Consider the following 12,463-nt stretch of genomic DNA (forward strand, 5'->3'; position numbering starts at 1 on the left):
TACGTCGTCCGGGTGCCGTCGTCGTTCATGACCGTGATGTAGTCGGCCGAGACCTCCTCCACCACACCGGCCTTCTCGGCGCTGATCACGTCGCCCGTGTCGGTCGCGGCACGGTACTCCATGCCGGTGCCGACCAGCGGCGCCTCGCTCCTGAGCAGCGGAACCGACTGACGCTGCATGTTCGCGCCCATCAGGGCCCGGTTGGCGTCGTCGTGCTCCAGGAACGGGATCATCGCGGTGGCCACCGACACCATCTGGCGCGGCGACACGTCGATGTAGTCGACCTCGCCCGAGCGTACGTACTCGAACTCGCCGCCCTTGGTGCGGACCAGCACGCGATGGTCGGCGAAGGCGCCGTCCGCCGTCAGCGGCGAGTTCGCCTGCGCGATGACGTACTGGTCCTCCTCGTCGGCCGTGAGGTAGTCGATCTGCTCGGTCACCCTGCCGTCGACGACCTTGCGGTACGGCGTCTCGACGAAGCCGAAGGCGTTGAGCCGGCCGAAGCAGGCGAGGTAACCGATGAGGCCGATGTTGGGGCCTTCGGGGGTCTCGATCGGGCACATCCGGCCGTAGTGGGACGGGTGCACGTCACGGACCTCCATGCCGGCCCGCTCGCGGGACAGGCCGCCGGGGCCGAGCGCGGACAGGCGCCGCTTGTTCGTCAGGCCGGCCAGCGGGTTGGTCTGGTCCATGAACTGCGACAGCTGCGAGGTGCCGTAGAACTCCTTGATCGACGCCACGACCGGGCGGATGTTGATCAGGGTCTGCGGCGTGATCGCCTCGACGTCCTGCGTGGTCATGCGCTCGCGCACGACGCGCTCCATGCGCGCCAGGCCCAGGCGGACCTGGTTCTGGACCAGCTCGCCGACGCTGCGCACCCGCCGGTTGCCGAAGTGGTCGATGTCGTCGACCTCCAGGGGCAGGCCCGTCGGCTCGTCGCCGGCGTGCAGCCGCACCAGGTACTCGACGGCCGCGACGATGTCGTCCTCGGTCAGGACGGTGACGTCGATGTCGAGGCCGAGGCCGAGCTTCTTGTTGACCTTGTAGCGACCCACCTTGGCGAGGTCGTAGCGCTTGGGGTTGAAGTAGAGGTTCTCCAGCAGGGTCTGCGCCGACTCCTTGGTCGGCGGCTCACCCGGCCGCAGCTTGCGGTAGATGTCGAGCAGGGCGTCATCCTGGCCGGCGGTGTGGTCCTTCTCCAGGGTGGCCCGCATCGACTCGTACCGGCCGAAGCGTTCGAGGATGCGCTCGCTGGTCCAGCCGAGCGCCTTGAGCAGCACGGTGACAGGCTGCTTGCGCTTGCGGTCGATGCGCACGCCGACGCTGTCGCGCTTGTCGATCTCGAACTCCAGCCAGGCACCCCTCGACGGGATGACCTTGCAGCCGTACAGGTCCTTGTCGGACGTCTTGTCGACATTGCGCTCGTAGTAGACGCCGGGCGAGCGGATGAGCTGCGACGTCACGACCCGCTCGGTGCCGTTGACGATGAAGCTGCCCTTCGGCGTCATGAGCGGGAAGTCGCCCATGAACACCGTCTGGCTCTTGATCTCGCCCGTGGTGTTGTTGATGAACTCCGCCGTGACGAACATCGGGGCGGAGAAGGTCATGTCCTTCTCCTTGCATTCGTCCACGGAGTACTTCGGCGGCTCGAACCGGTGGTCGCGGAACGACAGGGACATGGATCCCGAGAAGTCCTCGATCGGACTGATCTCTTCGAAGATCTCCTGGAGGCCCGACTGGGCCGGGACGTCCCTGCGTCCGGCCTGGCGAGCCGCCTCGACCCGGGCCTTCCACCGCTCGTTCCCGAGCAGCCAGTCGAACGACTCGGTCTGCAGGGCGAGAAGGTCGGGAACTTCGAGAGGCTCCTGGATGCGCGCGAAGGAGACGCGGCGGGGGCCGGCGGGAATGGGAGAGGCGTTGCGCGAGGCTGCCAACAGATGTCCTTCCGGAGGATACGAAGGCGAGGGAGGGCAGCATAACGCAACAGGCAAACGGAAGTCCACACCTATTAGTAGTGTCAACTTCATGTGCCGCCATCAATATCCCACACACCCCGCGCCTTCGTCAATTCGGCGGCCGTGAAGCAGGATCGTGTCATGCGAGCGCTGGTACTGACGGGCCCTCCCGCGGCGGGCAAGAGCACGATCGGCCGCCTGGTCGCCCAGGACCGGCCGCGTGCCGCCTTCATCGACATCGACGACGTCCGCCACCTGGTCGTGAGTGGCCACGCCGCGCCCTGGGAGGGCGAGGAGGGCCGGCGCCAGCGGCGCCTGGGCGTGCTCAACGGTTGCGCGCTGGCCGCCAACTTCCTGGCCGCGGGCATCGACGTGGTGATCGCGGACGTGCTGACGGACGACACCGCCGCGCTCTACCGGGAGTCGCTGCCCGGCGTGCTGATCCTGGAGCTGGTGGTGGACCTGGCCGAGGCGCGGCGGCGGGCGGCGGGCCGCCCCGTGCACCTCACGCCGGCGGAGTTCCGCGAGTTGCACGCCCGGCAGGCCGCCTTCACGGCGGGCGACATCCGCCTGGACACCACCCGCCTGCCCGTCCGGACCGCCGCCGCCCGCGTGCGGGACCTCTGGCACCGGCCGGACGCTTAATGCAAGTTGCTGGCAATTGCGGCATATGTGCACAATGGCCACGATCGTCCAACCTTCACCACCGGAGACCTAGCCACATGAGCCGCCCGCTCCGCACCGCCCCAGCCCTGCCGATCATCAGCGAGAAGGCGGTAGCCGGATCATGAGAAGGTTGCTCGCCCTGGTGGCGGCGCTGACGCTGACCGCGTGCGGTCAGGCCCCCGCCGCCCAGCAGCAGGCGGAGACCACCGCCGCGCCGCAGGCGGGCTTCCCGGTCACGGTCGAGAACTGCGGGCGCAAGCTCACCTTCGACAAGCCGCCGTCCAAGGTGGTGACCGGCTACCACCCCTCGCTGGAGACCCTGCTCGCCCTCGGTCTGGGCGACCGGATCGCCGGCCGCACCTACTTCGGCGAGAGCGCGTTCCTGCCCGGCCAGAAGGAGCAGTACGACGAGATCCCGCAGATCTCCGAAACGATCATGCTGCCGCAGAAGGAGGCCATGCTGGCCCAGGGCGCGGACTTCGTCCTGGACAACGCGATGGCCGGCTTCGACGCCGCCGGCGGCTATGCCACCGTGGAGGAGCTGGACGCGGCCGGCAGCCCGGTCTACATCCTCGGCGGGTGGTGCAGCCCCGAGGAGGTGCTCCAGTTCACCATCGACGACACCTTCACCGACCTGCGCAACCTCGGCAAGATCTTCGGCGTCTCCGACCGCGCCGAGAAGCTCGTCGGCGAGCTGCAGGGCCGGCTGGCCGACGTGAAGAAGCGCGTCGCGGGCCGGACCCCGGTCAAGGTGCTGGCCACCGACGGCGGCAAGGGCCCGGTGAACGCCTACGGCGGCTCCGGCATCACCAACCAGATGATCACCGCGGCCGGTGGCGAGAACGTCCTCAAGGACGTCAAGGGCGACTACACCGAGGTCAGCGTCGAGAAGGTGAGCGCCTCCCAGCCCGAGGCGGTGCTCGTCAGCGACTACGCCACGCTGCGCGGCGAGGACATGCCGAGCTCGCCCGCCAAGGCCGAGGAGGCGTTCGCCATCGCCAGGAACAGCCCGGCCGCCAAGGACAGGCGCTACCTCGCCCTGCCCGTGGCCGCCCAGCACCCCGGCTACCGCAACATCCTGGCGGTCACCGACATCGCCCGGTTTCTGCACCCGGACGCCTTCGCGCAATGACCACCCAGGACGTGGCGCCCACCATGGCGGTGAGCGCCGGACCGGCCCGCCGGCGCGGCCGCCGCTTCGTGCCGCTCGTCGTCGCCCTCGCCGTGGCCGCGCTCGCCTCGACCTGGCTGGCGGTGAGCATCGGCGCGGTGCACGTCGCGCTGCCCGAGGCGTGGGGCATCGTCGCCGACCGTCTCGTCCCCGGCCTGGTGCCGCGCACGTGGACGCCGGTGCAGGAGCAGATCGTGTGGGAGTTCCGGCTGCCGCGGGCGCTGCTGGCGCTGCTCGTCGGGGCCGGGCTGGCGGTGGTCGGAGCGGTGCTGCAGGCACTGGTGCGCAACCCGCTGGCCGACCCGTTCCTGCTCGGGATCTCCTCCGGCGCCTCGTTCGGCGCGGTGTGCGTGTTCATCCTGGGCGCCTCGGCGCTGGGCGGGCTGTCGCTGTCGGCCGCCGCCTTCGCCGGCTCGCTGCTCGCCCTCGGCCTGGTGTACGCGCTGGCGCAGCGGTCCGGCCGGCTCACTCCGTCCCGGCTGGTGCTGGCCGGGGTGGCGCTGGCCTACCTGTTCCAGGCCGGCTACAGCTTCGTCCTGCAACTGGCGCAGAGCGGGCGGGCCGCCCAGCAGGTGCTGTTCTGGCTGATGGGCAGCCTCGGCGGGGCCCGGTGGCACATGCTGCCGTTGCCGGCCGTCGTCCTGGCCGCCGGGGTGACGTACCTGCTGCTGCAGCACCGCCCGCTGAACGCGATCGCCGCCGGGGAGGAGACGGCCGTATCGCTCGGGGTGAACGTCAACCGCTTCCGGCTGATCCTGTTCGTGCTGACCTCGCTGCTGGTCGGCGTGCTGGTGGCCACCAGCGGGGCGATCGCGTTCGTCGGCCTGATCGTGCCGCACGCCGCCCGGCTGCTCGTCGGCGCCGACCACCGCCGGGTGCTGCCCGTCACCGCCCTGCTCGGCGCCGTCTTCCTGCAACTGGTGGACATCGCCGCCCGCACCGTCAACGCCCCGCAGGAGCTCGCGCTGAGCATCGTCACCGCGCTGTTCGGGGTGCCGTTCTTCCTGTGGCTGCTGCGCCGGCGCTCCGTGGACCGGGCGGTGAGCGTCACGTGAGGCTCGACCTGCGAGGGGTGTCCGTCGGCGTCGACGGCCACCCCATCGTGCACGGGGCCGACCTGCTGGTGGACGACGGCGAGTTCGTGGCCCTCGTCGGGCCGAACGGCTGCGGCAAGTCGACGCTGCTGCGCACGATCTACCGGGCGCTGCGCCCCTGCGCCGGGCTCATCTCCGTGGACGGCGAGGACGTGCACCGGCTGCCCGCCCGCCAGGCCGCCCAGCGCACCGCCGTCGTCGCCCAGGAGATCCCGGCGGACCTCGACTTCACCGTGACCGAGATCGTCTCCATGGGCCGCACCCCGTACAGGCCCGATGCCGCCGCCGACGAGGAGCGGTACGCGCGGGCGCTGGACCGCGTCGGCCTGGCGGGCGCCGCCGACCGCGTCTTCGCCACCCTGTCCGGCGGCGAGAAGCAGCGGGTCCTGCTCGCCCGCGCGCTGGTCCAGGAGACCCGCCTGCTCCTGCTGGACGAGCCCACGTCCCACCTCGACATCCGCCACCAGCTCGAGATCCTGCACCTGGTGCGCGAGCTGGGTGCCGAGCTGGGTATCGCCACGCTGGCCGTGCTGCACGACCTCAACCAGGCCGCCGCCTTCTGCGACCGGCTCTACGTGATGAACGCCGGCCGCATCGTGGCCGGCGGCCCGCCCGACGACGTCCTCACCCCCGAGCTCATCTCCCGGGTGTACGGGGTGCGCGCCGTCCAGCGCACCCAGCTCGTCTTCGAACGGCTCAAGGAAGAGGGGTGACGGTCGCTACCGTGTGAAGATCACCACTCGCGTACGACGAGGAGGACGCCCCCTGTGACCTGGGACCCCTTCGGCACGCTGAGCCGCACGCTGTGGATCGGCGGCGGGCAGTGGGCCGGCAAGTCCACCGTGGCGCGGCTGCTGGCGCTGCGCCACGGGCTGACCGCCTACCACTACGACTACCACGACGCCCGCGGCCACGACGACCGCCGCGTGGCCCGCCGCGTCAGGCTCGGCGAGCCTCCCGGTGGCCCGGACGCCGACACCATGTGGGTGCGCGGCACGCCGGCGGACCTGGCCGCCGAAACGCTGGCCGGCTTCCCGGTCCGGTTCGAGTGGGCCCTGGACGACCTGCGGGGGCTCGTCTCGTGGCGGCCGATCATCGCCGAGGGCTGGGGGCTGCGGCCCGAGCTGGTCGCGCCGATCGTCGACTCGCCCCGGCGGATGGTCGTCATGGTGCCCACCGCGGCGTTCCGCGACCGGCAGGTGCGTGAGCTGAGCCGGGCCGCCGCCGTCGGGGCCGGGGTGAGCGACCCGGAGCGGGCCCAGCGCAACCGGCTCGAACGCGACCGCCTCGTCGCCGACGACGCCGTCCGCTCCGCGCGCCGCCTGGGCATCCGCGTGCTCGAGATCGACGGGACGCTCGACGCCGACGCCGTCGAGGGCCTCGTGGCCGACCACTTCCGCCCGTACCTGCCGCCCGCCGAGGAAGGCCCTTGAACGGGCGCTCGCGGGCGCGCTCGCTCGGCGTCGTCGTCGGCCCGCTGCCGACCGGACCGCTGAACGCGATCACCGACGTCGAGGGTGTCCTGGTGGGGCACACCACGATCGACGACGGGGCCGCCCTCCGCACCGGGGTCACCGCGATCGTTCCCCGGCCCGTGCGGCCACTGCCCGCGGCCGTCCACACCGGCAACGGGTACGGCAAGCTGGTCGGCTCGACCCAGGTGGACGAGCTGGGCGTGCTGGAGTCGCCGATCGTGCTGACCGGCACGCTGTCGGTGTTCAGGGCGGCCGACGCGGTGCTGACGTACCTGATGGGGCTGCACCCCGGCGGGCTGTCCTTCAACCCGCTCGTCGGGGAGACCAACGACGGTTTCCTGTCCGACATCCGGCGCCGCCCGATCACCGAGCGCCACGTCCTCGACGCGCTGGAGGGCGCCTCGGGCGGCCTGCCCGCGGAGGGATGCGTGGGTGCGGGCACGGGGACGACGGCCCTGGGGTTCAAGGCCGGGATCGGCACCTCGTCCAGGCGGCAGGTGGTGGACGGCGTCCCTGTCACGGTGGGGGCGCTGGTGCAGGCCAACTTCGGTGGGGTGCTGACCGTCCGGGGCGTCCCGATGCCGGTCGAGGAGCTCGTCCCGGGGGCGGGCCGCCCGGAGCCGCCGGGCAACTCGTGCATGATCGTGGTGGCCACGGACGCGCCGCTCGACGCCCGGCAGCTCGGCCGGCTCGCCCGGCGGGCGATCTTCGCGATGGGGCGGGTGGGGGCGTCGTACTCGCACGGGAGCGGTGACTACGCGATCGCGTTCAGCACGGCCTCCCGGTCGCCGGTCCTGCCCGATGCCGCGCTGGACCCGGTGTTCGCGGCGGTCCTGGACGCGGTGGAGGAGGCGCTGCTCAACTCCCTGTTCATGGCGACGACCACGACGGGGGTCCACGGGCACACGAGCCACGCGGTGCCCTACGACGCCGTGGCGCGCTCGGCACCGCCAGGGCCGCGGGCCTGACCGTGGCCCGTGCCCGCCGGCTGCTCCGGGCCGTGCATGCTCGACCGGGGCGAGTTCTTCAGGGGCTGCAGCGCCCGGCTCACAGGAAGCGTCCGGCGAACGCGGCCCGGTTCGCCGAGTCCGGGTCGCGATCACGCACGGCGAACACCACCCGTTCGAACACCCCCGCGAAGTCACCGGTCAGGTGGGTGTGGAAGGCGCCGGCGACCTCGCGCGGATCGTTGCGGAACACGCCGCACCCCCACGCGCCCAGCACCAGCGTGCGGGCGCCGTGATGCGCGGCGACGGCCAGGACGCGCCCCGCCCGCTCGGCCAGCGCCCGCCGGATCCGCTCGCCCGCGCCGGGGTCGCGGCGCAGCACCTGCCCGGCGTTGGGCGCCGGCGAGGTGAGGAACGAGACGAGGTACGGCTCGGCCAGCAGCCGGCCGTCCTCGCCGCGGTGCACCGGCACGCCGGGCGACCAGATGACGCGGTGGCTGTAGAGCAGGTCGGCCGAGGCCCGGTGGGCGGCGTAGTAGTCGGGCGCCCGCAGGAGGCAGGAGTACAGCAGGGAGTGCCTGCACAGGTCCTCCTCCTGTGCCTTCGCGCCGCCGAGGTAGCCGCCTCCCGGGTTGCGGGCGGAGGCGAAGTTCAGCAGCGCGATCCCTGCCGCGCCGTCCAGGTGCAGCCGCCGCGCCGCGCCCAGGCTGCCCTCGCCGGTGACCTCGAAGGCCGTCGCGTACGTGCCGGCGCCCTTCCAGGCGATGGGGCCGTCCGGCGGGTGGCTCACGGTGCCGGCGACGGCGTCCCGCAGCGCGGGACCGACCTCCACGGTCGTGCCGCCGGCTGCCGGATAGCGGCCGTCGGCGGCGATCCGCTCGTTGTCCGCCGCGATCTGGCGCAACCTTCCGCTCACGCGTCCTGATCGTAAGCGGTGATCGCCGGGTGAAAGAAGCGATTTTCCCTCCACCCGGCCCCACCCGCACCTGACCCGGCCATCAGGGCACCTCCGGCGCGACCACGTGACACGACCTGTTATACAAGACATGGATTTGTCATACAGGTGTGGAGGACAACGCGTGATCGCCCAGGCCGGACGGGCCGACTACGACGTGGTGCTGGTGGGTGGCGGCATCATGAGCGCCACCCTCGGCGCGCTGCTGCGCCGCGTGCGGCCGGACTGGTCGGTCCTGGTGCTCGAACGGCTGGACGGCCTCGGCCTGGAGAGCTCGTCGGCCTGGAACAACGCGGGCACCGGCCACGCCGGGCTCTGCGAGTTCAACTACACGCCGCTGACCGGCGCCGGCTCGATCGACGTGAGCGGCGCCATCGCGGTCAACGAGCAGTTCCAGCTCTCCCGGCAGCTCTGGGCGCGCCTGGTCGAGGAGGGCACGCTCGGCGACCCAGCGGGCTTCATCCGGCCGGTCCCCCACTACGCCTTCGCGCACGGCGCCGCCGGGGTGGAGCACCTGCGGCTGCGCCACGCGGCGTTGCGCGCGCATCCGCTGTTCGAGGGGATGGAGCTCACCACCGACCAGGACGTCATGGCACGGTGGCTCCCGCTGATGTTCGCCGGCCGCCCCGGGCGCGGGCCGGTGGCGGTCTGCCGCACCCGTGGCGGCACGGACGTGGACTACGGGGTGCTCACCCGGCGGCTGTTCGCCGCCCTGGCGGGTGACGGCGCCGACGTGCGGACCGGTCACGAGGTGCGGTCGCTGCGGCGGGACGGGCGGTCCTGGCGGCTGCGGGTGCGCGACCTGCACGGCGCCCGCGACTACCTCGTACGCGCCCCGTTCGTGTTCCTCGGCGCGGGCGGCGGGACGTTGCCGCTGCTCCAGAGCGCCGGCGTGCCGGAGACGCGGGGATACGGCGGCTTCCCCATCAGCGGCCGGTTCCTCCGCTCGGCCGACCCCGGGCTGCTGGCCCGCCACCACGCCAAGGTCTACAGCCACGCCGAGCCGGGCGCGCCGTCGCTGTCGGTGCCGCACCTCGACACCCGCGTCGTGGACGGCCGCGCGTACCTCATGTTCGGGCCCTTCGCCGCGTTCTCGCCGCGTTTCCTCAGACGCGGCCGCCTGTCCGACCTGCCGCGGTCGGTGACCCCACGCAACGCCGGCACGCTGCTGGGCGCGGCCCGCGACAACCGCGACCTCCTGCGCTACCTCGTCGGGCAGCTCGCGCAGACCCGCGGCGGCCGGTTGCGGGCGCTGCGCCGGTTCGTCCCCGACGCGCGGCCGCAGGACTGGGAGCTCGTCACGGCCGGCCAGCGGGTGCAGGTGGTCAAGCGGGTGAACGGCCGGGGCTCGATCGCCGGCTTCGGCACCGAGGTCGTGACGTCGTCCCACGGCGGCCTCGCCGCCCTGCTCGGCGCCTCCCCCGGCGCCTCCGCCTCCGTGGCGATCATGCTCGACGTGCTCGAACGCGCCTTCCCCGGCCACCTGCGTGACTGGCGCCCCGTGCTGCGCGACCTCCTCCCCTCCTACAGCGTCTCCCTGTCCGAGGAGCCTGACCTGCTCCGGGAGCTCACCGTGCGCACCGCCGGAGCCCTGGGCCTGGACCATGGCTGACGAGCACGGCGCGAGCCTCGCCGATCGGGTGGAGGGCGAGCTGCGGCGCGGCATCGGGAGCGGGGAGTGGCAGCCCGGCGCGCTGCTGCCGTCGGAGGGCGAGCTCGCCGTCCGGTTCGACGTCAGCCGCACCGTCGTACGCGAGGCCATCTCGCGGCTGCGCGCGGCGGGGCTGGTGGAGACGCGGCGCGGGCGCGGCTCGTCCGTCCTGGCCAGACCGGCGGCGCAGGACTTCACCCACTCGCTCGGCACGGTGCGCAACCCGCGTGACCGGCTGCACCTGCTGGAGCTGCGGCGCGGCATCGAGGTGGAGGCCGCCGCGCTCGCCGCCGTCCGCCGCACGCCGGCCACGCTGGCCGCCGTGGACGCCGCGCTGCGCCGCACGGCCACGGTCCGGGGCGGCGCCAGCGACGCGGTCGAGGCGGACTTCGCCTTCCACCGCGCCATCGCCGCCGCCACCGCCAACCGCTTCTACCTCGACCTGCTCGACACGCTGGGCGCCGGCGCGATCACCCGCCCGTACGCCGGTCCCGAGCCCGACCCCGGCCATCTCGACCAGGTGCTCGGCGAGCACCGCCGGATCCGCGACGCGATCGCGTCGGGGGACGCCGTGGGGGCCGCCGCCGCCATGCGCACCCACCTCGACGCCTCCATGGCGCGGCTCACGGGCTGAGCGCACGGCCTTCCCCTACGGACGCTGACCGGCCGGCACGCCGGCCACGGGACGCTCCTCCCCCGCTTCCCCGGCCGAGGTCTCCGACGGCGCCCGCCTGTGCAGCAGGAGTGCCGTCAGACCGCCCGCGACCAGGCCCCAGAACGCCGCTCCGATGCTCAGGATCGTCATCCCCGACGCGGTGACCACGAAGGTGACCACCGCGGCCTCCCGTCCCTCCGGCTCGGTCACCGCGCCGGCCAGCGAGGAGCCGAGCGCCGACAGCAACGCGAGGCCGGCCACCGCGGTGACCAGCACGGGCGGGGACAGCAGCACCAGGGCCATGGCCAGGCCCGCGCCGAGGCCGAGCGCCAGCTGACCGGCGCCGAGGGCCACCGTCGCGATCCACCGGCGGCCGGGGTCGGGGTGGGTGTCCGGGCCGGCGGTCAGCGCGGCGGTGATCGCGGCCAGGTTGACGGCGTGACCGCCGAACGGCGCCGCCGCCGCGCTCGCCAGCCCGGTCGCGACGAGGACCGGGCGCAGGGGCGGCGCGTACCCGTAGGTCGCCATGACCGCCATGCCGGGGACGTTCTGCGCGGCCATGGTGACGAGGAACAGCGGGATGGCGATGCTCACCACCGCGGGCAGGCTCAGCGCCGGGGCGGTCAGCTCGACCGCGGGCCGCAGCGCCGCGCCGGACAGGCCGTCGCCGGGCCCGTGCACTGCGATGGCGATGACCGCCACGGCGAGAGCGCCGGGAACGGCCCACCGCCGCAGGTAGCGCTGCAACACCGCCCAGGTCAGGACGACGGGCACGGCCAGCAGCGGGACGTCGACGACGGCGCGGACCGGTGCGGTGCACAGGCTGAGGATGACGCCCGCCAGCATGGCGCCGGCGATCGGGCGCGGGATGGCGGCGATCGCCCGGGCCGGCCACGGCGACAACCCGGCGAGGACGAGCAGCCCGGCGCAGACGATGAACGCGCCGACCGCGGCCGGGAAACCGCCGGGCACGGGGCCGGTGGCCACCAGCAGTGCCGCGCCGGGGGTGGACCAGGCGATGCTGATCGGCATGCGGTACCGCAGCCCGAGGAAGATCGCCGCCGCCCCGATGCCGCAGCAGAGGGCGAGCAGCCCGGACGCGGCCTGCCCCGGTGTCGCCCCGACGGCACGCAGCCCGGCGAGCACGACGGTGAACGAACTGGCGTAGCCGACCACCGCGCTGACCAGCCCCGCCATGACCGCCTGAACGCGCACGCCCACTCCCCCGATGCCGCCGGACTCCCCGTCGTTCCACATACGGAACGAACCCTAGCCACGCGGGCACCACGGGACAAGCCCGGCAGGGTCGGGCCCATGGGGCGTCGGAGGAGGAGATGACATGCTGAGGCCCCATGAACGTCCAGATTCGACCCGTTCGGGAAGAGGACCGCGACGCCGTCATGGAGCTCGCCTCCCAGCTCACCGAGGGGGTGGCCGAATGGCGCGACCCCGGCGCCGTTGCAGAAGCGGCCCGGCAGTGGCTCGCCGGCTTCTTCACCCCCTCGCCGGAGCAGCGTGGGGCCGTGTTCGTGGCCACGGCCGACGGCGGGGTCGTCGGCATGGTCTCCGTCAACACCCACCGGCACTTCACCGGGCCGGTGGAGGCTTACATCGGCGAGCTGGCCGTCGCGCCGCACGCCGTCCGCACGGGGGTGGGCCGGCGGCTCCTGAGCACGGCGGAGGACTGGGCACGCCGGCAGGGGCTGCGCCACCTGACGCTGGAGACGGCGGCGGGCAACACGACCGCCCGGCGCTTCTACGCTGCCGTGGGCTATCGGGAAGAGGCGGTCCGGTTCACCCGCGTGCTCGATTAGGCGCTTTCACGAGGAGCCGGCCACCGTGGCGCATGCCGCGCGGGCCCGCATGCCGCGCGGGCCCGCATGCCGCCGGACCC

Annotated in this window: 11 protein-coding genes and 1 pseudogene; 9 read left to right on the top strand and 3 right to left on the bottom strand. The window is 73.2% G+C overall.

Annotation, left to right across the window (positions count from 1 at the left end; all coding sequences use genetic code 11):
• Positions 1-1,934 (bottom strand): annotated as a pseudogene (locus AB0I79_RS44920) (DNA-directed RNA polymerase subunit beta); the annotation flags it as partial.
• 162 nt (positions 1,935-2,096) lie between these two features.
• Between AB0I79_RS44920 and AB0I79_RS44925 the strand changes: the two are divergent.
• From AB0I79_RS44925 to AB0I79_RS44950, 6 genes are all read left to right on the top strand, one after another.
• Entirely contained in the window at positions 2,097-2,600 is a 504-nt protein-coding gene (locus AB0I79_RS44925) for a hypothetical protein (RefSeq protein WP_357886879.1), read from the top strand.
• Positions 2,601-2,742: 142 nt separating this feature from the next.
• Positions 2,743-3,753, top strand: coding sequence for an ABC transporter substrate-binding protein (locus tag AB0I79_RS44930; protein ID WP_357886882.1), 1,011 nt, complete (start codon positions 2,743-2,745; stop codon positions 3,751-3,753).
• Positions 3,750-4,847 carry an iron ABC transporter permease gene (locus AB0I79_RS44935; RefSeq protein ID WP_357886885.1) on the top strand — a complete coding sequence of 366 codons (1,098 nt, stop codon included), beginning with the start codon at positions 3,750-3,752 and terminating at the stop codon, positions 4,845-4,847. The genes AB0I79_RS44930 and AB0I79_RS44935 overlap by 4 nt, the downstream gene beginning before the upstream one ends.
• Positions 4,844-5,599: an ABC transporter ATP-binding protein gene (locus AB0I79_RS44940; protein WP_357886888.1), complete on the top strand. Its 756-nt coding sequence runs from the start codon at positions 4,844-4,846 to the stop codon at positions 5,597-5,599. Before AB0I79_RS44935 ends, AB0I79_RS44940 begins: the two co-directional genes overlap by 4 nt.
• 54 nt (positions 5,600-5,653) lie before the next feature.
• Positions 5,654-6,319, top strand: a complete 666-nt coding sequence (locus AB0I79_RS44945) for a hypothetical protein (protein ID WP_357886891.1) — start codon at positions 5,654-5,656, stop codon at positions 6,317-6,319.
• Positions 6,316-7,329 carry a P1 family peptidase gene (locus AB0I79_RS44950; protein WP_357886894.1) on the top strand — a complete coding sequence of 338 codons (1,014 nt, stop codon included), beginning with the start codon at positions 6,316-6,318 and terminating at the stop codon, positions 7,327-7,329. Before AB0I79_RS44945 ends, AB0I79_RS44950 begins: the two co-directional genes overlap by 4 nt.
• Positions 7,330-7,408: 79 nt before the next feature.
• Here AB0I79_RS44950 and AB0I79_RS44955 read toward each other — a convergent pair whose 3' ends face one another.
• The gene (locus AB0I79_RS44955) at positions 7,409-8,224 is read right to left on the bottom strand and encodes a TIGR02452 family protein (RefSeq protein ID WP_357886896.1); all 816 of its coding nucleotides are present in this window, start codon (positions 8,222-8,224) and stop codon (positions 7,409-7,411) included.
• 163 nt (positions 8,225-8,387) lie between these two features.
• Here AB0I79_RS44955 and mqo point away from each other — a divergent pair, with 163 nt between their 5' ends.
• Both mqo and AB0I79_RS44965 read left to right on the top strand, forming a co-directional pair.
• On the top strand, positions 8,388-9,875 hold the full coding sequence (mqo, locus tag AB0I79_RS44960; RefSeq protein ID WP_357886899.1) for a malate dehydrogenase (quinone): 1,488 nt from the start codon (positions 8,388-8,390) through the stop codon (positions 9,873-9,875).
• A complete protein-coding gene (locus AB0I79_RS44965; RefSeq protein ID WP_357886902.1) occupies positions 9,868-10,548 on the top strand; it encodes a FadR/GntR family transcriptional regulator in 681 nt (226 codons plus the stop codon). The genes mqo and AB0I79_RS44965 overlap by 8 nt, the downstream gene beginning before the upstream one ends.
• Before the next feature lie 15 nt (positions 10,549-10,563).
• Here AB0I79_RS44965 and AB0I79_RS44970 read toward each other — a convergent pair whose 3' ends face one another.
• A complete protein-coding gene (locus tag AB0I79_RS44970) occupies positions 10,564-11,784 on the bottom strand; it encodes a benzoate/H(+) symporter BenE family transporter (protein WP_357886905.1) in 1,221 nt (406 codons plus the stop codon).
• A gap of 137 nt (positions 11,785-11,921) precedes the next feature.
• On the opposite strand from AB0I79_RS44970, the gene AB0I79_RS44975 reads away from it, so the two are divergent.
• Complete coding sequence (locus AB0I79_RS44975; protein ID WP_357886908.1) at positions 11,922-12,383, top strand: GNAT family N-acetyltransferase; 462 nt, start codon at positions 11,922-11,924, stop codon at positions 12,381-12,383.
• The last annotated feature ends 80 nt before the right edge of the window (positions 12,384-12,463 follow it).

It is taken from the genome of Nonomuraea sp. NPDC050202, assembly GCF_040656115.1.
Classification (GTDB): domain Bacteria; phylum Actinomycetota; class Actinomycetes; order Streptosporangiales; family Streptosporangiaceae; genus Nonomuraea.

What these genes read in the sequence shown, in the direction of transcription:
- AB0I79_RS44965 (WP_357886902.1), top strand. Translation starts at nt 9,868, where the DNA reads ATGGCTGACGAGCACGGCGCGAGCCTCGCCGATCGGGTGGAGGGCGAG.
- AB0I79_RS44925 (WP_357886879.1), top strand. Translation starts at nt 2,097, where the DNA reads ATGCGAGCGCTGGTACTGACGGGCCCTCCCGCGGCGGGCAAGAGCACG.
- AB0I79_RS44930 (WP_357886882.1), top strand. Translation starts at nt 2,743, where the DNA reads ATGAGAAGGTTGCTCGCCCTGGTGGCGGCGCTGACGCTGACCGCGTGC.
- AB0I79_RS44935 (WP_357886885.1), top strand. Translation starts at nt 3,750, where the DNA reads ATGACCACCCAGGACGTGGCGCCCACCATGGCGGTGAGCGCCGGACCG.
- AB0I79_RS44975 (WP_357886908.1), top strand. Translation starts at nt 11,922, where the DNA reads ATGAACGTCCAGATTCGACCCGTTCGGGAAGAGGACCGCGACGCCGTC.